The sequence below is a fragment of the Paenibacillus sp. VT-400 genome, assembly GCF_001029205.1.
Classification (GTDB): Bacteria; Bacillota; Bacilli; order Paenibacillales; family Paenibacillaceae; genus Paenibacillus; species Paenibacillus amylolyticus.
This window is the reverse complement of the sequence record NZ_LELF01000067.1, coordinates 54424-77961: the sequence shown is the minus strand read 5'-3', so window position 1 is coordinate 77961 and position 23538 is coordinate 54424. Positions and strand designations below refer to the sequence as shown.

The following is a 23538-nucleotide window of genomic DNA, read 5'->3' as shown; positions in this document are numbered from 1 at the left end:
TCAAATGAGTTTTCATAATCTCAAGATTACACTATCTGGAACCTTCAAGCCAATTTATGGCATAGGGTATCCCCTTTTCATATCCAAAAGACTACTCTGTGAGCGAAAATAGCTATTAATCGAGAAAGGAACGTTTGCAGGAAGATGCTTCTGGTAAAGGCTTATCGTTCTATGATGTTTTTAAGATAAACATTCAAACTGTCTTGTTCGACTTTAATAAAAAAAAGCAGAGTGAATAATCACTCTACTTTCTGAAAGCCATTTAAACAAACAACTTTTCATTAAACTCTTGTAGCTAATAGATCGCTATCGGTCCATACGGACCATCAATAATTTCAATTTTTGTTTCAAAAATATCTGTTAAAATTTCGGGGTCCATCACTTCATCTACGGTTCCAAAAGCGGCGATTTGACCATCTTTCATGGCACATATTCGATCCGAATATTTGGCGGCAAAATTGATATCATGCATAACCGTCAGAATGGTTCTTCCGAATTCATTAGCAGCATATCTCAGATGCTCCATCATCCGAACAGAACGCGCAACATCCAGATTGTTCAAAGGCTCGTCCAAAAGTACATATTCCGTCTCCTGACACAAAACCATGGCGACATAAGCTCTTTGCCTTTGACCACCAGAAAGCTCATCTAAATATCTATTTTCCAGATCAGTTAAGTCTAGAAAATCAATATATTTAGAGATTATAGCTTCATCCTCATCCGTTAATCTTCCCTTAGAATAAGGAAACCGTCCAAATCCAGCAAGTTGTCTAACGGTAAGCCTTGTGACAAAATGATTTTCTTGTCGTAAAACCGTTATAATCTTGGCCAGATCCCTTGATTTGGATGTGGAAACATCCATATTGGCAACCTTGATCTGACCTTCGTCCAAATCCAAAAGTCTTCCGATCATCAGAAGTGTCGTTGACTTCCCCGCACCGTTGGGTCCAATTAAAGAAGTAAGACCGGCTTTGGGTATATGAATATTCAAAGGGCCTATCTCTACCTCGGCTGCATAGGTTTTTTTGACATTATTGATCTGTATCATAAAGAACCCTTCCTTAAAATCACAATTAAAAATGTTAGTCCGCCAACCAATTCTATAATAATGGAAACAACACCTTGGGCATTGAAAACATGATTCATAACAAAGTATGCACCGGTTAAGATTACAAACCCTATCGCCAGTGCCATTGGGAAAACATATCTGTGATCATAGGTTTGCGCGGCCTGATAACTCAAAATCGCAACTAAAAATCCATAGAATGTAAGTGGTCCAACCAAAGCCGTCGAAATGGCCATCAAAATGGAAACCAGGACCAGCGTATAAATCACACTACTTTGATGTTTAGTTCCCAAGGAAGTCGAGACATCCTTACCCAGCGACAGTACATTTAACCTCTTGGCATTAGCAAGCAGCAGAATTGCTGCAATGATGACAATAGGAATCGCAATCGGGAAATAGGCAGAATCCGCATTATTCACGGAAGCAAACATTCTTGCCTGCAAAATATCAAACTCAGACGGTGCAAGAAGTCTTCTCATAAATGAAGATACGGATCTCAGCCCGGTCCCAATGATAATACCGACTAGAAGCAGAAGTTGTAAATTTCCGTATTTTCCGGAAAGCAGCCATCCATAAAGGATTAAACACATGATGACCATTGCAACAACTTGATATAAAAAGGAATCAACACCGCTAAAATTCACAAATACCGTAGCACCAAGGAAAAATATAGTACTCGTATGAATGGTTGAATATATAGCATCAAAACCTAAAAGAGACGGAGTTATAATTCTGTTATTCGTAATCGATTGAAAAGCAACCGTGGATAAACTTTGGCAAATTGCAGCGATCAGCATTGAAACCAGAGCAACTACCCTTCTTGTAACAACAGGTATGAAAGAAGGCGAAGACACCGGGACCGGATTGTTATAAATCAGTAGCCCAACTGATGCAAAAACGCCCAGAATAATTAATGTTATCAGCAAAATCCAATAGCGCTTTTCTTCTTTCTTGGTACGGAAGGCTCTAGCTGATCTTTTTTTAGGACGACGGCTAGAATCGATTTCGATATTTAGTGGATTTCTACTTGCCAAGTCGCTCATCTTACCCTCCTTGTTGACCGCCTTTGTCTTAACAAAATGACAATGAATACGACGGCTCCCACTGTTCCAAGGATCATCGAGACAGGTATTTCAAAAGGCATAATAATGACACGAGAAAGGATATCACACACAATGATGCTGCCCATCCCTAATAAGCACACCCATGGCAAATTGCTCCTGAGATCGTCACCCCTAAACATGGAAACAATATTGGGGACAATTAACCCTAGAAAAGGCAAGTTCCCAATGACCGCTGCAACGATTCCAACGGCCAGTGAAATAAGCGCAGTACCCAAAAGAATGATCCTGTCATAATTTACGCCAAGACTGGTAGCGACATCTTCCCCTAGTCCGGCTAATGTCAGCCGATCAGCAAAAACAAATATAAGAATAGTCACCAATACGATGAGCCATAAATATTCATACCTGCCAATTTGCACAGATGAGAAGGAGCCTGCAAACCAGCTTTCGATATTTTGAGTCATTTGGAACACAAGCCCAACGAAAGTTGAAAATGCAGAAATGACAGCTCCAAGCATCATCCCAATAATCGGGACAACTAAAGACGAACGGAGTTTAACTTTCTTCAGAAACATAAAAAAAATCATCGTTCCTATAAAAGAAAAAATGATTGCACCAGTCATTCTTAGCGTTAAGCTCGGAGCAGGAAAGACCAGATAAATAAACATGATCCCCAGTCCTGACCATTCCATTGTTCCGGTGGTGGTAGGTTCCACCAAGCGATTCTGTGTAATAAGCTGCATGACCAGTCCTGCCATTGCCATGGCGGCACCGGTAAGCATTAATGCAACAGTTCGTGGGACACGAGTAATGAAGAACATCTCCATTCCATCCACTTGTCCTCGTATGTCATAGACTCCAATAAGCAGTGATGTAATGCCTAAAATAATAGTGGCTAGAATCGCAATGATAAAAGGTATGGTCCATAGCTTTTTCGGATTATGACGCTGGGGTTGAGAATTCTCAACCCCAGCTAATTTTGGTATTAAATTTTTCTGCACTGCAGCATACTCCTTTTTACTGTTTAGCTAAAGCTTTCGTAAGGTTGTTAATCAACTCCAAGAAAGTTTCGATGGATTCATTGGTGTACGTATCGTTTGGAGCATAAACGATTTGTTTTTGAGTAATAGCAGTGGTGTTTTTCAGAGCAGGTGAGTTATCAATAACGTCTTGAGCCGGAACGGCACCTTCTTCAGCAGATACAGCTGCATCCCGATCCAGTACGAAAATCCAATCCGGATTACTTTGGGCAATCGCTTCAACAGAAATATCATCACCTTGATGATCAGAAGATGATTTGTCCACTTCTAGTGCCGGAACCCAGCCGAAAATGTCATACAATGGTCCCCACACACGTCCAGTTAGAGGAGCCGAGAAACCGATGTTTCCACCAGAAACCACAACACTCATAATTTTATCTTCACCGTTATAAGCGGCCTTAGCTTCTTCAATAGCTTTATCAAAATCAGCAATCAGTTGGGCAGCTTCTTCTTGCTTCTCGAAAACCTTTCCCAGATTGGTTGTTGCATCTTTAAGGCCGTTAACAAAGTTTTCTCCAGGTGATGCTGTTTCTTCAAGCTCAATATTAAGGTCAATCACTGCTGCATTAGGTACTAATTTTTTGATGTCTTCATAGTAGCTAGCAAACCGTTGACCAACAATGACAAGGTCAGGCTGTATTGATGCCAATAGTTCAAGGTTTGGTTCGCGGTGATTCCCAATATTTTGTACCGATTCATCTGCCACATATGGTGAATCCGCAGGCATTACATCCTTCGGCGCTGCTGCCAATTTGACGCCCCAAGTGGACAGAGTCTCAAATGTTCTGTTATCCAGAGCAACGACCTTCGTTGGATTTACAGGCACAGTTACCGTTCCATGAGCATCCGTAATTTCAACTGTTGTGGCTGTAGCTGTAGTAGCAGCATCGGAAGTTGTAGCCTCTGTATTCGCAGTATCCGTCGTAGCAGGTTCATTACTTGAACAAGCTGCCAACACCAAAGTTAAAGCTGCAACCATGATAAACATTAATTTTGAAGAAATAGACTTTCTCATTTAATTTATATCCCCCTAGATTTAGAAAATTTGGATTCCCACGCAGCGTACTGTGTTGGATAAACTCAGTATCATATACCTCCTCAGACGTAAATTTAGAGAATAAACTTAACCCCTTTTCACTGTAGTGCTGAGTAACAAAACAACAAATGATAGTGATTATCAATATCAATAGGTTATATTATAACAAGTTAGAAGGCATTTTCAACAACCTAATTGTTTTAATTCATGGCGAAATTATGAACCAAATATTCCATTCTATGTATTTATATGCATAAAAATCGACATTTCAATACAAAAAAAGAAGCATCACTGTGTGATACTTCTTTTGCAGTAAGAACACTTTATACAATTATATTTCTCATCGAAATGTGTTAATTTTTCACCAACATTCTTATTTCATAGACTCAGATAATTCTGTGAAAATAACACCCAGCGCATACGCGCCAGCATCCGGGTAGCCCAGACTACGATCGCCGACGGCACCTGCACGTCCCATGCGTGCCACGATGTCTTCCGTTTTCTTCGCACCTTCAACGGCTGCTGCTGCACCTTTGGCAAATGCTGTTTTAAAGTCATCGCCAGACTCCGCACTTTGAGTCCAGGAATCGGCACACGGAACGAGTGCATCGATCAAGGTTTTATCACCTACAACGGCACCACGTCCGAAGGAACGTTCTCCTGTGGACTGAATCCCTTGCACGGCTGCATGGATCATCTCAGCAAATTCAGCAACGTTTAATTGCTGTTTATCCCCTACTGCTTTGCCAGCTGCACGGAATGCTGAACCCCAGATCGGGCCGGATGCGCCACCACAATATTCCATGATGACCAAGGAACATGCATCAAGGAATGATCCGATGTCTTTTTTATCTTCGTTAATGATGTGATTCCATTCGCGTTTCAACTGGCGGAAGCCTTTTGCCACACTCATACCAAAATCGCCATCACCGGCATGTGAATCCAGTTCACAGAACGGTACCTCGTTCTTGATGATGATCTCACCCATTTTATCGATCAGATAGACGACATTGTCCAGTGAAAATTGATTGCCTTCGATGACCGCAGCTGATGCATCCGTCTCCACTTCGTAAGATACAGGAGCGTCTTCACCCACAACGGCTTCCAGCGCTTCGGAATACGCCACTTGTGCTGCTGGAGGGCCGGATACTTTAAATGCAGGTGTATCACTTTCCTTGAACAACAGAGTTTTTAGTTCCTCATCCAGTTTCAGGATCGTAACCGATGCCCCCGCCATATCGATACTTGTCATGTAGTTGCCTACAAACGTAGTAGCGACCTTCAGACCTGCATGTCCAGCAAGCTCACGCTGAACGGAATTGTTGAGCAGATACAGTTCTTGCAGTGGCGTTGCACCAAAACCATTCACGAGCACCGCAATCTCAGCGGATGCATCCTTATCCAGCTTCATGTCTGCGAGCAATGCTTCGACCATACGTCCTGCCAATTCATCAGCCGATACGATTTTCTCCCGGCGAATCCCTGGCTCACCATGAATCCCTACGCCGAATTCCATCTCATCTTCAGCAATTTCGAATGTAGGCGTGCCTTTGGCGGGCACCGTACAGGATGTGAATCCAAAACCAATACTGCGCACGTTCTGAGCTGCTTTCTCAGCAACGGATTTCACATCAGCCAGACTGCGGCCTTCTTCGGCTGCTGCTCCGGCGATCTTGTGAACCAGTACAGTTCCGGCAACGCCGCGACGTCCAACGGTATACAAGCTGTCTTGTACAGCGATGTCATCCTCAACACGCACATACTGTACGTCGATGCCATCTTCTTCAGCCAGATGCGCTGCATTCTTGAAGTTCATCATGTCGCCGCTGTAGTTCTTGATGATCAAAAGTGTACCCTTGTTGCTGGCTGCTGCCTTGATCGCTTGATACACCTGGATTTGGGAAGGAGATGCGAATACATCTCCACACACCGCTGCATCCAGCATGCCTTTACCCACATAACCAGCGTGAGCCGGTTCATGTCCGCTGCCTCCGCCACTGATCAGGCTGACTTTATCGGCCTGAATCTCTCTGCGTTTGATGACTTTATATTTTTTCAGAAATTCAAGCTCCGGGTGTGCAAGCGCAATCCCGTTGCACATTTCCATAACAACATGTTCGGCCTGGTTAATAATTTTCTTCATTATTTTACCTCCCGGCGAGCTGCTTTGTACTCACGGCCCATGCGGTCAGCCGCTGCAATGGCAGCAGCTACTTCAGGAACGGTGATTGGGAACGGCATGGCGTGAATGGATTCTTCCGGAATACAAGCGATCTCTGCCACTTTCAACAGTTCTTCCTGACTAATCGTATCTACACCGATATCCGCCAAGCTGATCGGCAGTCCCACTTCGAGACAGAAGTCCATGACTTCATGCAGCTCTTCAGTTGGTGCATTTTCAAGGACGAGCTGTGCGATTGTACCGAAGGATACTTTTTCACCGTGGAAGAAGTGATGTGTGCCTTCCAGAACAGTCAAACCGTTGTGGATTGCATGTGCTGCGGCCAGACCGCCACTTTCGAATCCAAGACCAGACAACAGAATGTTGGTCTCAACGATATTTTCCAGCGCCTGAGTCACGACGTTGCTGTCACTGGCTACTTTTGCTTTTGCACCATCAGTCAGCAGCATTTCATAACACAATTTTGCCAGTGCAAGTGCCGCATTGGTACCTACAGCAGAAGGTGTATATCCTTCGCGGGAACCCATTGGCAGACTTGCGTTTACACGGGAATAAGATTTCGCTGTTGCTCTTGCTTCGAAGTATGTAGAGAGCGCATCTCCCATACCGGATACGAGGAAACGTGTTGGTGCATTAGCAATTACCGTTGTATCAACGAGTACCACACTTGGGCTTTGTTTGAAGTAAGCATAGTCATCAAAAGAACCATCCGGTGTGTACAATACAGCGGAGTGACTTGTCGGTGCGTCTGTTGCCGCAATCGTTGGGCAGATAATCAGTGCTTCGCCTTCAGCTACACATTTCGCCGCATCGATCGCTTTACCGCCACCAAGACCGATGGTAGAGTCACATCCTTTTTCCTTCGCGATCGCTTGCAGACGCGCAACTTCCTCACGGGAACATTCCCCTTTAAAACCGCTTTCAACAAACGTAATATTAAATTTCTCCGCTGTTGCATCCAGCTTTGCTTTGACACGCTGTACATCATCCGGATGTGCAATCAGCAAGGCAGATTCTCCAAAGGATTTAACAAAGTACCCCAGGTTCAACAACTCGTCTTCGCCTTGTACATATTTGGTTGGGCTGATAAATGCTTTTCTCATAATAATATATGCCTCCTAAGGATATGAAATCGTGTAGTGATTACATCAAATTTTAATTTCTTACAATTGACCTTAATATAACGCATGAGCAGCAGGTTTACAGTGGACTTTGATAACAAATTATTATAATTTACAATCGTAATTTTTTGCTTTTTGACGCAATCATGGTATCTTATTGTCATGAGATGGTTGAATTTTGACCTCCCATTATACATTACCCGTCATCATTACATCTTAATATGTACAACTTGCTAACTTTTAACGGCCTAAATTATGAATCAGGTTAGCCTATGGAGGTTGCACCAATGATCAAAGAATATCTGCATATCAATAAAATTCTCGACCTGAATAAATGGAAGCGCCTACAAGATTCTCTCGCAACAGTAACCAAACTGGCGATCCTCACCGTTGATTATAAAGGCATTCCCGTAACCAGTCACAGCAGCTGTCAGGCTTTCTGCCAGAATGTGCGTAAAGACCCGGAGCTTCTCCCCTACTGTCAAAAATGTGATTCACGCGGTGGTCTGGAAGCCGTTCGATTGAACGAGCCTTATGTGTATTTATGCCACTTCAATATTATTGATATCGCGATTCCGATCACGATTGATGGCAAATATATCGGTGCCGTCATGGCAGGACAAGTGAAACTCGCCGATCCGGAAAAGGGTAGCGACTTGGAGCAAATTGTCACGTCCAAAAACGTACCCATGCATGCAGCCAAGTTGGAGGAATTAAAGGATGATTACGCCCAGCTACCTGTGATGACCTATGAAGAGATTGTGAAAATCTCCAACATGTTATCCCTGCTCTGCAACTACATTGTGGAAGAAGCGCTAAACAAAAATCTGTTAGTTGAAATGTTCGAAAAAGCTTCAGGCAATCAGGAGACTCTAAACCTCTCCACCATTCTGCCGGGTTACTCCATTCGTAATATCGAGTCGATCAAAAAAGAGATGACCAATGCGATAGCGGATGCTTATCTGAAGAACAGCCCAAGTGACACGGAAAGCTCCAGCCCGGTGCTTCAGCCTGCTTTTGAATACATTCACAGTCACAAGAGTGAACAAGTTTCACTCAAACAAATGGCCGATCTATGCCACCTGAGTCCGAGTTATTTCAGCAGACTGTTTGCCAAGGAAACGGGCGAGAACTTCACCACCTATCTGGCAAAACTCAAGATAAAGTGGGCCAAGCAATTGCTGGAGGTCACCGACATGCCTGTCTCACAGATCAGTGATGAGCTGGGATTTAATGAATCGGGATATTTTATCAAAATATTCAAAAAGTTCGAGGAAATTACGCCTGCTCTCTATCGCAAATACCTCCAGGAGAAAATGTAGATTCACTGATACTATTTTCGTATCAAAGATAAGGTTAAAAGATATTTCACCTATTAATCTGCCATTGTTACAATGGAGTCCAGATGACTTAGGGAGGCGACATGAATGGAATATCGCAAATTAGGAAACAGTGGATTAACCGTCAGTGAGATTTCACTCGGCAACTGGATTACGCATGGAGCGCAAGTCGAGGATGGAATAGCAGAAGCTTGTGTGCGAACCGCATTGGATGCAGGTATTACCACATTTGATACCGCAGATGTGTACTCCAATACCAAGGCAGAATCCGTGTTAGGACAGGCTCTTAAGGATGTACGAAGAGAAAGTATTGAACTATGCACCAAAGTCTGTCACCCAACCGGCACAGGTCATAATGACCGCGGACTTTCACGTAAACACATCATGGAAGCCTGCAATGGTTCATTACGGCGGCTACAGACGGATTATATCGATGTCTATTACGCTCACCGTTATGATTACAACACTCCGCTGGAAGAGACGTTTCTGGCATTCTCCGATTTGGTGCGTCAGGGCAAAGTCCATTACATTGGCGTAAGTGAATGGAACGCAGATCAGATTGCAAGAGGAGCCGCTTTGGCGCGGGAACTTCATGTCCCCTTCATTGCAAGTCAGCCGCAATATTCGATGTTGTGGCGTGTGATTGAGCAAGAAGTGGTGCCTGCAAGCGACCAAGCAGGACTTGGACAGATTACATGGTCTCCTCTTGCTCAGGGTATACTATCAGGCAAATATGCGCCTAACGCAGCATTGCCCACCGGATCACGTGCAGCTGCTGAGGCAGGAGCACCCTTTTTCAATAAACTGGCTGGTCAGTGGTTACGTGAAGATGTTCTTACCGCTGTGCAACAACTTGTTCCACTCGCTAAAGAGATTGGTCTAACTCTCCCCCAACTCGCTGTGGCGTGGGTTCTTCAGCATACGTATGTCAGTTCCGTCATTATCGGTGCATCCCGGCCAGAGCAGGTACTTGAAAATGTAAAAGCTTCTAGTGTGAAACTGGACCCTGCGATCATGACTCGTATTGATGAAATATTGAATCCATGGATTGAGCGTGATCCAGCCAAGACGGGATAGTTTCTTTTTTTACTACTCACAACATACTAAGTTGTACTAATCATTTACACGATAACGGAGAGGACAGAAAAAACCTGAAAAAGCGGAGCTAAAAGCTTTCTGCAAGAAAGCTACTTCGGAAGCATACACTTCGCCTTTATCACCAGATTTTCCCCTTGAGAAAAGGGATCGAAAAAAATCTGGGGATAACAGCGATTGGAAGGTTGTTCTGTCATCGCAGTGTAAGTGTAAATAACCTTTAGCGCAACTCATATTCCCCATCAACAAAGTTCATAAAACGGGATACCACTTCCTGATTCATATCCGTCCGCCATGCCGTGTACAACGGTACGGAGGGCGGATTTTCTTCTAATGGAAGAAAGACTACACCCTTACGCTGGAACACATCCACCGATGACGGAACAATGGAAATGCCCATGCCCGCCGCAACGAGATTCACAATCGTATACATCTGGATCGCTTCCTGCGTAATTCGAGGATCTACGCCATGCTCCCTGCAATAATCCAAAACGAGACGATGGAACGGGGAACCCAGATGCCTTGGGAATAAAATAAAATCTTCATCCGCCAGTTCTCGAATTGAAACTTGAGTCTGAGAAGCCTTCGGGTGATGATCTGGCAATACAGCAATCAACGTTTCCATCTGGCAGGGGCGGAACGAGACATGACGAGTATCTTCCTGATATCGCAAAAATCCAATATGGATCTGTCCGTCTTCCAGTGCCTGCAATTGTTGGGATGAAGTCATCTCACGCAGCGTCAATTCAATCTGAGGATACGCAGCGCGAAATTTCCTAAGAACATCCACCATAATGCTCCCCGAAGCCGAATCCACAAAGGCTATGGTTATATGCCCGATGATGCCCTGATCTGCTTTTTGCGTAAGCTGAATGGATCGTTCGAGCTGGGCCATGATTAGCCTGGCCTGTTCCAGAAATACCGCACCTGCCGGGGTGAGACGAACCATTTTTCTGGTGCGCTCCAACAACTTCACGCCAAGCTCATCCTCTAAATTCTGAATCTGCTGGCTCAGCGGTGGTTGCGTCATATTTAATTTTTCCGCTGCACGGTGAAAATGAAGTTCTTCTGCCACGGTGATAAAGTATCTTAACTTCCGAATATCCATAAGCCAATTGCGCATCCTTCCGTCTACCTTGTTAATTCATCTGTTCCTGAACCCAGATTGCCGACTCAGCCAGCATCGTCATCAATTCATTAAAGTCCACAGCAATTTCCCGCAGAGGAGTTTCCCCTGCATCGTGGATCAACATCAGCACCTTGCCTGAATTTTGATCCAGTATAGCCATACTTCCTTCACCAAATCCACCAATCGGGAAAGGCTGGAGGTCAGCTGGCAGCTCGTATTCTTTCTCATATTCACGGTATACTTCCAAAAAATCCGGATAAGCCCAGCTCAGTTCTTTCACCGAATACAAGGCAGGGTCGCCGAAATTACATGCACCGAATTCAAGCAAAAGTGCGCGATATGCTGCGGGCAGTTTTACATTATGCTTTTGTTCAAAATCCTCAATGCTCTGTTGCGTTTCAGGAGTACACCCTTCTCCCATTGTTGTATCGTAGGCTTTTACCAAAAGATCACGAATCGGTTCCAATTCTATCGACTTCACTTGAACTCCCCCTTAAGATACCTTTCCCCACTGATCAGCCGTTGTGAATTCAATAGTTCTCCTTGAAGCGCAACACCTTACCCAAACAAGAGTCGAGCATTAAAATCAACTTCTTATCTCACCTGTTTACGCAACTCTTGATCCAGCCATTCCAGTGCTGCACGCAGCTTGTCCTGAGGAACTTTCTCATAACGATCACCCGTAGACAGTTCAAAGGCACAGCTGTTTCCACTTGTTTTGTTCAGATATGAAGTCATTCCTATGCCATACTGCTGAGCCATTTGCACAAGAATTGGTTCAACTTCGGCCGCAGCGAGCGCAAAGTGCACATGGAACATATTTGATACCGGTACCTCGGGTAAGGTATGTATCCCGTGACACGCATTCAGTAGGGAAGCGAGTTCTTGACCCTGCTCGTAATACAACTCCATTTTGCCAATCCGTTCATTGAAATAATATTGAGAACTCAGAATATACGGATACAGACCGATCAGATCTCCGCCGTGCCGACGTTTCCATACTTTCGATTCTTGCATCACATCCGGATCACCCGCCAATATAGCCCCCGCAATACCTCCAATGCCTTTATAAAAGGAAACATACACCGTATCAAACAAACTGCAAATCTCCGCAGGTGTTTTCTGATAATAGGGAGTGATCTCAAACAGGCGTGCCCCGTCCAGATGTAGCTTAATCCCGCGTTCACGGCAATAGGCCGAGATCGCTTCCAGTTCTTCATACGCCGGTAATTGCCCACCAATCTCACGTTGCGGAAGTTCCAACAGCAGACAGGCAATGTCCTGATCAAGCGCTTGTACATCTTCCAAACAAATCAAACGATCCTTGTCCGCAAGTAAAATTGTTTCAATCTGATGCAACTCTTTCAGTCCGTCTTCCTCATGGATTTCAAGATGACACAGAGGGTGGTAAGCTACTCGTTTTACACCTTTGCGGTCACACCAGATTCGTAATGCTATCTGCTGCGCCATCGTTCCACTTGGAAAAAATACCGCCGATTCCTTGCCAAGAACGTCAGCCATCTGTTGCTGAAATTCTTCAATGAGTGGGCCGTTCCCGTAGTGGTCACTGAACAACTCCCCATCGATCTGGTCCAGTACGTTCTGAAGTACCTTCACTTGGCGACTGCCATGACCACCTACAATAAAGTCTGCCTGATTAAATGCATCACCCAACGTTAACGCAGTTTCTTTCAAGATCACTCACTCCTTTATAGTGCATGTTCATAAACGGACTTTTGAACAACCTCTTATAGGTCTGGTTCTGTAATAATCTCAACCAAAGCGCTGAGCGCACTAGATATATGTTCACCACGGGGATACACAAATCCTACTTCCAACCGGCAATAAGGATCGGGCAAAGATAACACTGTAATCTCACCTCTTGATTCTGCTTTGGTAACCGAGGAACGTGGCAGCAATGATACACCAAGCCCGGCAGATACACCATTCAGAATGGTGTCCAGTGTTCCATATTCCATGATGTTAAGCGTGTGGACACCCTGATCGTTCAAAAAGGATTCCGCCTGAGTGCGATGAGTGCATCCGATCTCAAAAAACAACATCGGCCTGGACAATAACGTGTACATCTCATGTACTCCAGGTTCAGCGATCAACACCAATTCCTCGTCATACATCTTCATATAATTCAGCTCAGGATGATCAATCGGCCCATATATTAAGGCTCCATGCAATTCATGTTGGATAACCTTCTGGTTCAGTTCATGGGTCCCACCCGTGACAAGCGAATGCTGTACTTCCGGGTAGCATGAAGTATATTCAGCCAAGAGCGGCGTCAGAAAAGTAGAAGCTGCTGTCTCTATGGCACCCAGACGAAGCATGCCAGCTGGTGGGTTACCCACTTGCGTGGCCTGCTCTGCTTCATATAATAATTCCAATATCCTATCCGCATACCCAAGCAAGTTCTCGCCTGCTGGTGTAAGCGACATCCCCCGATTAGAACGATGAAATAGCGGTACTTGCAGTTGAGTCTCCAACTGTTTAATTCTTGTGGTTACATTGGACTGCACATAATTGAGTGCGAGTGCAGCTTTACTGATACTACCTTCGCGGGCAACCGCCTGAAATATTTTTAAATCACCTGCATCCATATCCTGATCACCTGCTCGTCGTTATATCGGCATTCTGCATCATCCGATTCATGCAAAGTACTTATCTATTATTTTCAATGATACTGACAATCATTTTTGTTCATTTTACGTGAATCTGCTCCGTCTGTACAATGAGGCTCAGTAGTGAAATCTGGCTACACAGACAGGAGGAATATCGAACATGAAAGCTATTGTCCATTCGGCCCAGAGCGGCCTTTCAGGTCTTCAATATACAGAGTCAATCTCTCGGGCACCAGAAGCCGGGGAAGTGCAGATTCAATTAAAATCCGCTGGTATCAATCATCGGGATCTATTCATCATGGCAGGACGCGGCCCTCAGGACATCCCACTCGTTCCCGGTTCCGATGGAGCAGGTATTATCGTAGCGATTGGCGAAAGCGTAAGAGGGTTCGCGATAGGAGATGAAGTCATTATCCATCCTACACTCGGTTGGGAACATGCATTTGAAGTGCCGACCGTACCCGATATTGTTGGTGGCCCTACGGATGGAACACTGGCTCAATATATAACGTTGCCTGCTGAAAATGCCCTGCCTAAGCCAGCCCACCTATCCTGGGAGGAAGCAGGCGTATTACCCCTTTCAGCGCTGACGGCCTATCGCGCCTTATTCACTCGCGGTATATTGAAGAAAGGTGAACATGTGCTCATTCCCGGTATTGGCGGTGGTGTTGCAACCTATGCCCTGCTCATGGCAGTAGCGGCTGGTGCCACGGTGACCGTCACCTCCAGAAGTGAAGCCAAAAGAAATGAGGCACTGCGCTTGGGTGCTACCCATGCATTGGATAGTCATGCCGATTGGAGTACGCAGAACGATCTGGAACCTGTGGACATCATCTTGGATAGCATCGGACAAGCCATGTTCCCAAAATATTTTGATATAATCAGACCAGGTGGACGTATCGTGATGTATGGTGCAAGCTCGGGGGATGATCTGACTGTACCCATTCGTTCTATCTTCTTCCCGCAGATCAGTCTGATCGGCACCTCTATGGGCAGCCGTGAGGAGTTTATCCAGATGCTGCAATTCGTGGAGCAACATGACATACATCCTGTAATTGATGGCGTATATCCGTTACAGGACGCAGCGAAAGCGTTCGAACGTATGGAAAAAGGCGAGCAATTTGGTAATCTGGCTATCCTTATGGAGTGATATCTATTTTGAGATGGGCCTTCATGAATTGTTGAAAATTGATTTAGATAATGGGGTGAATCCATCTGACCCGTCTCGCTAAACGTATACTAATTGTCCTTATTGCTATTATCATTGTGGCCCAAATTCCTATGTTAAAAGAAACCTTAGCCCGAGGAGTTACTACGTTATATGTGAAGATAAAGTATCCCGAACATTCCTTTCAATTCCAAGACTTCATCTACGAGTCTCATTTCGGAAACTATATCATTTCTTATACTGATCAAGACGAACAACGCATTAGTCTGATGCTTGAGCCCAATTTTTTTCCGGCGCTCATTACGTATGATCCATTGAATCAACCCATGAAATGACTAGTTTGTTCACACTATGAATCATTCAGGAGGTATCGATATGGACAATAGATTACATTTGGTAGAATTGGTTCGCAAACTGATGGACTCTGAAGGATCGGAAGCCGAGTTGGATGACATGTTAACGGAGCTACAGCAGCAGGTTCCACATGCGGAGATCAGTAATCTGATTTTCTGGGATGATCGAGACCTGACGCCTGAACAGATTGTGGAAGAAGCCTTGGCTTCCCGTCCAATCATTCTTCCACCCCAATCTTAATATTCTTCAGGAGATGAACGATAGGATATGTCTGACATGTCTGATTTAAATCATAATAACAACAATGGACACCCTGATTTTAACGAAATCAGCGGAGAAGAAACATATTAGTCAGAGGAGCGGCCTTTGCTATTCTTGTTGCACATCAACAAGTTAGTGGTGCAGCATCTGCGTTAGAAGCGCTTCAATCCGGTCCTGATTTTGGCTCTTCTGCAATCCGGGTACTGCAATTGAAACAAGGAAGTAATAATCAATAAACCAAGTTTGCCCTCCCCAATTTCCATAATTTCGTTATAATGGTAAGCAAGACACCATGCTATTGGAGGAGAATTATGGAAACGGAAGCTTTACGCAACGTGGAACAACTAGCTCTGAAGAAACACAAGATTTACAAACAAAGTTTAATCAGGTACCTTGCACGCTCCATGCTGGCCAGTATGTTTATCGGATTCGGCGTCATCGTGGCGTTTAAGACAGGTAACTTCTTTTATATGGAGCAGTCCCCGTTTACCTATCCGATGGCGGCAATTACGTTTGGCGCGGCCATCATTCTGATCGCCTATGGCGGGGGTGACCTGTTCACGGGCAATACGTTTTATTACACGTATGCGGCGCTGCGCAAGAAACTGCGCTGGTTCGAAGTGATCAAACTGTGGATTGCGAGTTATAGCGGTAACCTGATGGGTGCAGCCGTGTTTGCCTTGTTAATCTACCTGACCGGATTGTTCGATTCGTCTCAGGTGAATGGTTTTCTGTTAAGCGTGGTAGAACACAAGATGGAAGTTCCAACCATGCAGCTCTTTTTCCGCGGAATTCTGTGTAACTGGCTTGTGTGTATGGCGTTCTTTGTTCCGATGTTCATGAAGGAGAATGGAGCCAAAATGTTTGCCATGATGCTCTTTGTGTTCTGCTTCTTCATCTCGGGATACGAGCACAGCATCGCCAATATGTGTACGTTCGCGATTGCACTTGTGCTGAATCACCCGGGGACGATCTCATTTGAAGGTGTGCTTCACAACCTGGTTCCCGTGACCTTGGGTAATCTGGTGGGTGGTGTGCTGCTGATGGGCTTCATGTATTATGCGGTGAACAAACCGTTTCTGGATGAAGAGACGCATTAATCTCTGGCAAAAAAAGACTCCCTTCCGGCCTGTCCCCCGTCAATTTTACATTAACTAATATCATATCTCACTTCTATAAATAGATACAAAGAGCCTATCCGATAAAAGATAGGCTCTTTGTTTTACATAATAAAGGCATACCCTACATCACCTGACACATCTACAGTACAAGGGAGATCTTCGGCTCCTGCAACCCTTGGTTTGACGATGGAAAGCAGGTCGTTTAGTTGTTCTCCACGTACCTGTACTGACCCGCGGATGTCTGTGTCTGTCTGAACTCTAACAGTCACTGAGCAGTCTATGTCACGGTAGCCTAATGCCCTAACGGTGACGGAACTTTTGATCTCGTGTTCTCCGCCGTACCTGACCCCAACGGAAGAAGGGATATCCGAATCCAGCCATGCACGAACGGTTACGCTGGATGACAAGTTAGACGCGATTTCAACTTCTACGTTGGATGGGATATCCGATGCAGTCAAAATACATGGAATTACCGACCCATCTAAGTCATAGAATTGGTCATTTCGGATTGCCACGGATGAGGGAAGGTCACTGTCTTTCGGAACCTTTGAGATAACACTACCATCCAAATCCGTTTTGTCTGGTACACGAGGGAAAACGAATGAAAGCATGTCTGACACATCGGACTGCCTAACAATGACTAACGAGTTAATGATCTCTGAAATTACGAAGACGCTTGAAGACAACCAGTCATCGCCCATAATCCGTGGATTAACAAAACCATCCAAGTCAGTGTACGACCTTACGTAGACCGATCCTTCACGCTCAGGGACGCTTACAATGACTGAGCCATACAATTCATCGTAATCTTCCGAACGGATCGTTAAAGTGGTACTCAGGTCGCTGTATGGCCTTACGTAAACACTACCTTCTCGATTAGGGGCATTGACGATGACTGACCCGTATGAGTCATCCTCCATCTTCCCTTTGACGACTACAGTAGAGTCCATATCCTCATGAGGCTTAACGTATACTTCACCATCAATATAACGTCTATTTACAATGACGGATGAAACGAGACCATCTCCGTCTCCTACACGAACAGATACGGAAGCGTTGATCTCCTTCTCCCCTGTGCCCATGACGAATACTGACGACGGAAGGTAGTTTCTATTGACAGCCACCGATGAAGGTATCTCATGCCTAACTGGAGTCTTCGGATCTCTGACAGTTACGCTGCCGTTAAGATAATACTCCCCTGCATACCCTGCAACGACTATGGAAGACACGAGGTCGTAGTCTTTCAATCCAACAACGTATACACTGCTTCGCAGTTCACTCCGGTTGTAACTGTACACAGTTGGATCGAAGTATGTAATCTCCAGCACTGGTGTTAGGTCGCTCTCGCGGGTTCCATACTGCTTGAAACGTCCAGGCATTGCTTCGCTGAGTGCTCGTAAAGAGAAGCCATTATGCTGACGCTTGCCTTCATACCATTCGGTCACATAGGTCAAGAGATCAACATCCGTCTCACCTGCATACGTTCCTCCGTCATAAGTCTTAATGAGGTCCCTTACTGCTGGTTGGTTATCCCATGTCAGTCCGTACTCGTTCCACTTTTCCCCCTTAGCCACGTCATACATGGCTATCGGAATGGCAGGTAGCGAGTTGAGAAGGTGCAACTTCAACTTCACGCTCTTGATCTTCTTATCCTTCGGAATCGAACTTATGTCGTACCTCATGAACGTGCGATATAGCTGGCCATTAGATTTCGCGCCCACAAACGTATCGTGATCGTATCCATAGTTCAGCTTTGGCATGTCCTGCCTTGCGTATGTGTCCTCAATCGGTGACAACCTTACCGTAATTGCAGGAGGTTCCATAATTTCCACGAGACCTGACATCTTGCTGTGTGGTCTAACCTTCACAGAGGATAACAAGTCATTGTAGAGTCGAGGTTGTACTATTGAAGGCATGTCGTTATCTGTGTTCCCGATAACGAGTACCTGTCCAGTCATTTTATTATGAGTTCTGACTAAGACGCTGGAGAGCAACTCATTGTGGATTCGCGGGGATACACTTGACGCAAGATCATCATTTTTAAGTACATTGAGGATGACCTTACCCTTCATTCTATTCCTTGCCATAGATACCACGACCATTCCATTGTATTGGAATCAAGATTATCATGCTGGATCACCCTTAACTAAGATGTCGAACTCCCCGTATCCAGTTCGTGCTGTATGAGCCGTTACGATTCGAGCAAAAAACGGAACAGCTTCATCGTAGTTCAGCATCTCAGTGTAGAAGAGTGAATCCTGTGGAGTGAAGGGATCTTCTATCTTGCTTATCTCCAGATTCACCCCCTCTGGCAGAGTTTTATTGTTCGGTGTCAGAAGTACATTCGTTAGTGCATTAGATGTCTTGTTAGTAAGCAGTATAGGGTAGGTCTGCGAAACCTGACCAACAATGAGGACACCTACCTCCAAGTACCTAAGCACATTACCAAAGTCATCGGAGTAGTACTCTCCATTGACATCCGAAAATATGAGTCCCGCATACTTGCCCACAAATGTAAAAGATTTGACACTTTGATCACCGTAGGAGTCGATGGCTGTTACCTCTACTACATTATCCGCGTCAATGTTTACCTGAGTGCTCAGGTACTGCTTCTCCCATACGATTGGAGTCTCCCCCATGTCTGCAAACAGAGGGACATACTCGAACCTGATCGCATCAGCGATAACGTAGCCATTAGCGCCATCTGAACGAATCTTTACGCTTCCCACAGTTCCTACGTCAAATGTGTAAGTGCCTATTAGGTTCCACAGCCCCCCGTTTACCTGCTGGTTGACGACCAATGTCTCCTTACCGCCCACAAAACTAATGTCAATAGGAGTATTCGTAGCACGGTTATAGTGACTCGGCCACATCATGTACACTTTGTACTGGCCGAACACTGGAATCCCAGGAACATATGTCGCACTAGCTCCGGTGTCTTTGGCAGCGTAATGGAAGGATGCGCCACTGAAAGGTGATTGACCCACCGCCCCCTCTGAGGTTTTAGTCCAAGAATTTACTAAAGAAAAACCTTCTGCACTATCGTTATCTATGATAATGTCCTGCGGAACAGCCCCCATATACGGGTACTCCTGCACTCCATTCACTAACACCCGGTACTTTACCTTATCACGGTCATTGATGACGACTCTTACATTGAGACCTTGTTCATGGATCTCAATAGCAGGAAGATCGTTGATTACATTGATCGGGGAGAACAAGTAACCTGATCGCCCATCCGCCGACTCTGCGAATACCTCTACGATGTTTCCATTGCCAAGCTGGTACTTCTCAGCATCGTAGAAGATTGTCTCATTTAAAGTGGAAGGATTACGGTATGCCGACCAGTCTACATCGACGCTGTTAAGAAGGACCTTGTACCGAATCGGGGAGTTATCTGGGATATCTCCGGTGATCGTGATGTCCTCCCCGCTAATAGTCGTAGGAGAGATGGTCAAGCCGTCAATGTAAAGACTGCTCCCTGTGATTCCTGCAACGTCACGTAGCCGAACAACATAACTCTTACCAGATCCACCTGCACCAGAGTAATAATTTTTCCCTGGGTATCCAATGTTCGACGCTCTGACTCCACCAGTGACTTCCATTGACGGGGTGTCTCCGCTCTCCTTGATAACAACTATAGTCCCGCCGGCACCTCCAGCACCGGCCCCCGATTCACTCAATGCTGTGATACCGTTCTCTCCGTTGGCGACGAGTTTACCATCGGCTCCCACATTCAGTTGCTTAGTAAGGATAACAATGACACCACCACCGTTCCCCCCTTTACCAGAACTGGTACGACCATTGTCAGATCCACCTGCACCGCCCCCTCCACCAAAAGGAGCACGGTAAGCGCTCAGGCTTGGGTAAGCTGTACCACCTGCACCACCAGTGGTTCCAGAACCACCAGCGGCAGCATTCGCGCCACCACCTCCAGGTGTACCTACGATGTATCCGTCATTGTAGTTGTTCCTACCTCCACCGCCACCATTACCTTGCTGTGCTGTGCTTCGGGAGTTCCATCCTCCTGCGTAATACTCGCCACGCATACCGACCTGAGATAAAGCAGTAGCTGCCGCTCCCCCCCGATAACCTTTTCCTGTTACGTTGATAACGCCGTCAAGGTTGAGTTCTTCGCAAATAATGGGGATAATTCCTCCGGCAGACCCGCCGACAAGATTATTACTTGTTACAATACTACCCTGGGTGATATTAACCTGCTTGTCGCTAATACATGCATGAATGGATACGGAGGTGGCATTCAAAATGTGTCCATTCTGCACAGAGACTGGAGGACGAAGCAATGTCAACTTCGCGTCATCCTCTACGGCTGTGATGTACACGAAATCGTAAAGGCCTGCTTCCGTAGCTGCTCCATAGCGGACATGTACTAATGCCCAAGTGTTTGGCTGGATAGCTACTTCACCTGTCGCAGCAACGAGAGTAATTGTATTCCCCTCAATAGCCGATACCCACCGCTTCCAGTAGTTATCGTCGTACACAAAATTTCCTGAGATGTCCATTACGCTGCCACCTTCCATTAATAGTCAACTGCTATTTCAAATTCCCCAACGCCCGTATCTCCTCCTGTCCCTGCGGCCATCCTGACGTAGAACGTTGCAACGTCTTCGTGAGACAAAGCTTCTGAGTAAGAGATATATCCGGAAGGTGTAAATGGTTCATTGCTTAGTGAGAACTCAATTGCTGCGCCAGCGGGTAGTTCGTCCATATTCGACGAGAGAGCGAATCCCCCTAGCACGGTTCCTGTCCGGTTAATGACATTTATTGCATGTACTGCCGACGTCTCTCCGAAAGCCAGCCATCCGATGTTAAGGTAGTTAAGTACATTGCCCAGGTCATCCGAATAAAAGACTCCGTTTTCATCCGAAAACATGACTCCTGAGTAGGAGCCTGTAAATGTCAGAGAAGTACTTGTCTGTGCCCCATACGAATCCATAGCAACGACCTCAATCGTATTATCCGCATCAACTACAACTTCGTTACTGTACAGCGTTCTGCCGTACACTAGCGGGGATTCAGTAAGTTCGGAGTACCCGCCCTGCTCAGGGTAGATAATAACCCCATTTAGAATTACTTGAATTCTAACTCTGTCCGTCTCAGGATCTTCCACAACAACATCCAGTCGCATCCCTATCATTGAAGCCGTAATACTTGGCTCTACGCTTTCTAGAGCGACAGTATACAAGTAAACTAACTCTCTGCCGTTGCTGTTTCTTACGAACAATCTGACCGTATTCATCCCATAACGGAGTAAGCTATTCGCTATGTCATACCTAACATGCAGATCTCTTGGGGCTAAGTCCGTAAATCCACTTTGAGGAAATACTTGGTCATCGTTTACGGTGATTCGGTACTGTACATCTAGCCCAATGGTGTCATTAATGATGCCTGAAAGAAGTACGTCATTAGTGTGTGTAGATGTCACGTCCAGACCGCCATCAAATCTTGTTGTATTCTCCATGAGAGAGAAGGTAATCGTCCCTGCTCCACCTGTACTACCAGCAGTAGCCGCTGCTCCCCCGTTAGCATTCGTGGTTCCCCTGTTAACCAGGGTTGTGTAGAAGACGTTGATCGAGCCACCTCCTGACGAACCACCGCCCCCGTTACCGCCAGCCCCTCCGACCGATCCTATAGAAGAAACGGTGCCTGTATTATCAAAAATAGTTGCGTAGATGATTAGGAGACCTCCCGTCCCTGCTCCACCTACTAAACCGCCGAGAGCTGCGCCTCCTCCGTTACCTGCTCCGCCACCAACAGGACGAGAAGTTCCGTAGGTTGATGCAGCGTTACCGCCAGCACCGCCTATGTCTGAACCCGCTCCTGCCCAAGCGTTGCCACTGTAACACCATGCTCCACCGCCACCTGCTCCACCGGAATAGGATGTTCCAGTACCGCCCCTGCCTGTAATGAAAGTACCTGTATGTGGGTTTGACATTCCTCCACCACCAGATCCCCCACCGCCGGTTCTTCTTGCCGTGCCCGCTACACCTGTCCGGCCAGCGTTAGTAACCGATTGTGCTCCACCTGTAACGCTCGTACCGCCGACAGCCCCCATAGCTGGAACGTACTCAAATGACCCGTCATTGTTCTGATAAAGGTAGACGTTCTGTCCGGTTGCTATAGCTCCCTTGGCCGTCATACTTATCGTCCCTTTGTTGGTTAGCTTGCCTCCTACGTAAACGGTCATGCCCTTCTTTCTAACCCTCGGTATGAGGGTAGCGCCAGTATTGACCGTTAGGTTTTTATGGAACTTAAGCACGAGCATTTTAGAGTCAAGGGTCTCATCTCCAAATGAGTCAATCAGTTGCATAGCACCAATGGTCAGGAAATTGGTATCCCCGTTGTTGGCTGTCACATTGAGCCTATACATTTTATACAGCCCGATATTTTGAACAGGTACAGCGAAACCCTTCCAAGTATTGTCCACCCAACCTGTAACATGTTCACGGGTGTCTATCACAGTCCATTTCTCCCCATCGTCAGATGCTTCAAATGTCCAGTTTTTAGGACTACCCAGGGGTCTACCTGTCTGCCCACACAGATAGTAGAGAGACACACGTCTAGCTGTAACCATGGTCATTTGAAGCCAGCCCGTAGTATTGAACTGCGCGGTAGCCCAACAGAGTGTCCCATTAACACCGTTAACGAATGCTCTCCATGCTAGGTAGCCAGGGGATACGGTATATTCTGAACTTGCAGATGCCTTGAAGTTTACGTTGGCAGTGTTGCTGGTTAGCACGGGTACGATGTTTTCCACCGCCTGAGTATCTACTTCAAAGTCATCCAAGTAGTTGCACATCTCAATGTCTATATTCACGCCATTGACTTCAAGTACATGAGTACCATTTGGGATGTCTTCCCCCACCAAGTAGTCGTGGAGTGTAGACTTACCTGAGTAAATAGCCATTCG

General features: G+C 45.8%; 18 protein-coding genes. 5 read left to right on the top strand and 13 right to left on the bottom strand.

Annotated features, from left to right (window positions below):
- Nucleotides 1–295: 295 nt before the first annotated feature.
- From EL84_RS11050 to EL84_RS11025, 6 genes are all read right to left on the bottom strand, one after another.
- Nucleotides 296–1048 carry an ABC transporter ATP-binding protein gene (locus EL84_RS11050; protein ID WP_047841731.1) on the bottom strand — a complete coding sequence of 251 codons (753 nt, stop codon included), beginning with the start codon at nt 1046–1048 and terminating at the stop codon, nt 296–298.
- Nucleotides 1045–2109: an iron chelate uptake ABC transporter family permease subunit gene (locus EL84_RS11045; RefSeq protein WP_047841730.1), complete on the bottom strand. Its 1065-nt coding sequence runs from the start codon at nt 2107–2109 to the stop codon at nt 1045–1047. Before EL84_RS11045 ends, EL84_RS11050 begins: the two co-directional genes overlap by 4 nt.
- On the bottom strand, nt 2106–3116 hold the full coding sequence (locus EL84_RS11040) for an ABC transporter permease (RefSeq protein WP_414855723.1): 1011 nt from the start codon (nt 3114–3116) through the stop codon (nt 2106–2108). Before EL84_RS11040 ends, EL84_RS11045 begins: the two co-directional genes overlap by 4 nt.
- Before the next feature lie 31 nt (nt 3117–3147).
- Entirely contained in the window at nt 3148–4185 is a 1038-nt protein-coding gene (locus EL84_RS11035) for a siderophore ABC transporter substrate-binding protein (protein WP_047841728.1), read from the bottom strand.
- A 394-nt stretch (nt 4186–4579) separates the two neighbouring features.
- The gene (dhaK, locus tag EL84_RS31290; protein ID WP_047841727.1) at nt 4580–6349 is read right to left on the bottom strand and encodes a dihydroxyacetone kinase subunit DhaK; all 1770 of its coding nucleotides are present in this window, start codon (nt 6347–6349) and stop codon (nt 4580–4582) included.
- Nucleotides 6349–7491, bottom strand: coding sequence for a glycerol dehydrogenase (locus EL84_RS11025; protein ID WP_017690500.1), 1143 nt, complete (start codon nt 7489–7491; stop codon nt 6349–6351). The genes dhaK and EL84_RS11025 overlap by 1 nt, the downstream gene beginning before the upstream one ends.
- 305 nt (nt 7492–7796) lie before the next feature.
- On the opposite strand from EL84_RS11025, the gene EL84_RS11020 reads away from it, so the two are divergent.
- Together EL84_RS11020 and EL84_RS11015 are read left to right on the top strand one after the other, a co-directional pair.
- Complete coding sequence (locus EL84_RS11020; RefSeq protein ID WP_036606178.1) at nt 7797–8831, top strand: PocR ligand-binding domain-containing protein; 1035 nt, start codon at nt 7797–7799, stop codon at nt 8829–8831.
- A 105-nt stretch (nt 8832–8936) separates the two neighbouring features.
- Nucleotides 8937–9926: an aldo/keto reductase family protein gene (locus tag EL84_RS11015; RefSeq protein WP_047841726.1), complete on the top strand. Its 990-nt coding sequence runs from the start codon at nt 8937–8939 to the stop codon at nt 9924–9926.
- Between the two features lie 238 nt (nt 9927–10164).
- On the opposite strand, the gene EL84_RS11010 is transcribed toward EL84_RS11015, so the two are convergent.
- The 4 genes from EL84_RS11010 to EL84_RS10995 all read right to left on the bottom strand — a co-directional run bounded on the left by EL84_RS11010 (nt 10165) and on the right by EL84_RS10995 (nt 13682).
- A complete protein-coding gene (locus EL84_RS11010; protein WP_047844100.1) occupies nt 10165–11052 on the bottom strand; it encodes a LysR family transcriptional regulator in 888 nt (295 codons plus the stop codon).
- Nucleotides 11053–11083: 31 nt separating this feature from the next.
- Nucleotides 11084–11554, bottom strand: coding sequence for an SMI1/KNR4 family protein (locus EL84_RS11005; protein ID WP_036672641.1), 471 nt, complete (start codon nt 11552–11554; stop codon nt 11084–11086).
- 113 nt (nt 11555–11667) lie between these two features.
- The gene (locus tag EL84_RS11000) at nt 11668–12768 is read right to left on the bottom strand and encodes a threonine aldolase family protein (RefSeq protein ID WP_047841725.1); all 1101 of its coding nucleotides are present in this window, start codon (nt 12766–12768) and stop codon (nt 11668–11670) included.
- A 53-nt stretch (nt 12769–12821) separates the two neighbouring features.
- Entirely contained in the window at nt 12822–13682 is an 861-nt protein-coding gene (locus tag EL84_RS10995) for a LysR family transcriptional regulator (protein ID WP_047841724.1), read from the bottom strand.
- A gap of 181 nt (nt 13683–13863) precedes the next feature.
- Between EL84_RS10995 and EL84_RS10990 the strand changes: the two genes are divergently transcribed.
- The 3 genes from EL84_RS10990 (at nt 13864) to EL84_RS10975 (ending at nt 16586) form a co-directional block, all read left to right on the top strand.
- Complete coding sequence (locus EL84_RS10990) at nt 13864–14853, top strand: quinone oxidoreductase family protein (RefSeq protein ID WP_047841723.1); 990 nt, start codon at nt 13864–13866, stop codon at nt 14851–14853.
- A 393-nt stretch (nt 14854–15246) separates the two neighbouring features.
- Nucleotides 15247–15465 carry a bacteriocin immunity protein gene (locus EL84_RS10980; protein ID WP_152682997.1) on the top strand — a complete coding sequence of 73 codons (219 nt, stop codon included), beginning with the start codon at nt 15247–15249 and terminating at the stop codon, nt 15463–15465.
- A gap of 332 nt (nt 15466–15797) precedes the next feature.
- Nucleotides 15798–16586, top strand: a complete 789-nt coding sequence (locus EL84_RS10975; protein ID WP_017690511.1) for a formate/nitrite transporter family protein — start codon at nt 15798–15800, stop codon at nt 16584–16586.
- Nucleotides 16587–16708: 122 nt separating this feature from the next.
- Here EL84_RS10975 and EL84_RS10970 read toward each other — a convergent pair whose 3' ends face one another.
- The 3 genes from EL84_RS10970 to EL84_RS10960 are packed head-to-tail and all read right to left on the bottom strand — an operon-like array spanning nt 16709 to nt 23535.
- On the bottom strand, nt 16709–18694 hold the full coding sequence (locus EL84_RS10970) for a DNRLRE domain-containing protein (protein WP_047841721.1): 1986 nt from the start codon (nt 18692–18694) through the stop codon (nt 16709–16711).
- 39 nt (nt 18695–18733) lie between these two features.
- Complete coding sequence (locus EL84_RS10965) at nt 18734–21130, bottom strand: hypothetical protein (RefSeq protein WP_152682995.1); 2397 nt, start codon at nt 21128–21130, stop codon at nt 18734–18736.
- A gap of 17 nt (nt 21131–21147) precedes the next feature.
- Nucleotides 21148–23535: a discoidin domain-containing protein gene (locus EL84_RS10960; protein WP_047841719.1), complete on the bottom strand. Its 2388-nt coding sequence runs from the start codon at nt 23533–23535 to the stop codon at nt 21148–21150.
- Nucleotides 23536–23538: the final 3 nt, after the last annotated feature.

What these genes read in the sequence shown, in the direction of transcription:
- dhaK (WP_047841727.1), bottom strand. Translation starts at nt 6,349, where the DNA reads ATGAAGAAAATTATTAACCAGGCCGAACATGTTGTTATGGAAATGTGC.
- EL84_RS10995 (WP_047841724.1), bottom strand. Translation starts at nt 13,682, where the DNA reads ATGGATGCAGGTGATTTAAAAATATTTCAGGCGGTTGCCCGCGAAGGT.
- EL84_RS10960 (WP_047841719.1), bottom strand. Translation starts at nt 23,535, where the DNA reads ATGGCTATTTACTCAGGTAAGTCTACACTCCACGACTACTTGGTGGGG.
- EL84_RS11020 (WP_036606178.1), top strand. Translation starts at nt 7,797, where the DNA reads ATGATCAAAGAATATCTGCATATCAATAAAATTCTCGACCTGAATAAA.
- EL84_RS10965 (WP_152682995.1), bottom strand. Translation starts at nt 21,130, where the DNA reads ATGGACATCTCAGGAAATTTTGTGTACGACGATAACTACTGGAAGCGG.
- EL84_RS11015 (WP_047841726.1), top strand. Translation starts at nt 8,937, where the DNA reads ATGGAATATCGCAAATTAGGAAACAGTGGATTAACCGTCAGTGAGATT.
- EL84_RS10975 (WP_017690511.1), top strand. Translation starts at nt 15,798, where the DNA reads ATGGAAACGGAAGCTTTACGCAACGTGGAACAACTAGCTCTGAAGAAA.
- EL84_RS11035 (WP_047841728.1), bottom strand. Translation starts at nt 4,185, where the DNA reads ATGAGAAAGTCTATTTCTTCAAAATTAATGTTTATCATGGTTGCAGCT.
- EL84_RS11050 (WP_047841731.1), bottom strand. Translation starts at nt 1,048, where the DNA reads ATGATACAGATCAATAATGTCAAAAAAACCTATGCAGCCGAGGTAGAG.
- EL84_RS10990 (WP_047841723.1), top strand. Translation starts at nt 13,864, where the DNA reads ATGAAAGCTATTGTCCATTCGGCCCAGAGCGGCCTTTCAGGTCTTCAA.
- EL84_RS11025 (WP_017690500.1), bottom strand. Translation starts at nt 7,491, where the DNA reads ATGAGAAAAGCATTTATCAGCCCAACCAAATATGTACAAGGCGAAGAC.
- EL84_RS11010 (WP_047844100.1), bottom strand. Translation starts at nt 11,052, where the DNA reads ATGGATATTCGGAAGTTAAGATACTTTATCACCGTGGCAGAAGAACTT.
- EL84_RS10970 (WP_047841721.1), bottom strand. Translation starts at nt 18,694, where the DNA reads ATGGCAAGGAATAGAATGAAGGGTAAGGTCATCCTCAATGTACTTAAA.
- EL84_RS10980 (WP_152682997.1), top strand. Translation starts at nt 15,247, where the DNA reads ATGGACAATAGATTACATTTGGTAGAATTGGTTCGCAAACTGATGGAC.
- EL84_RS11045 (WP_047841730.1), bottom strand. Translation starts at nt 2,109, where the DNA reads ATGAGCGACTTGGCAAGTAGAAATCCACTAAATATCGAAATCGATTCT.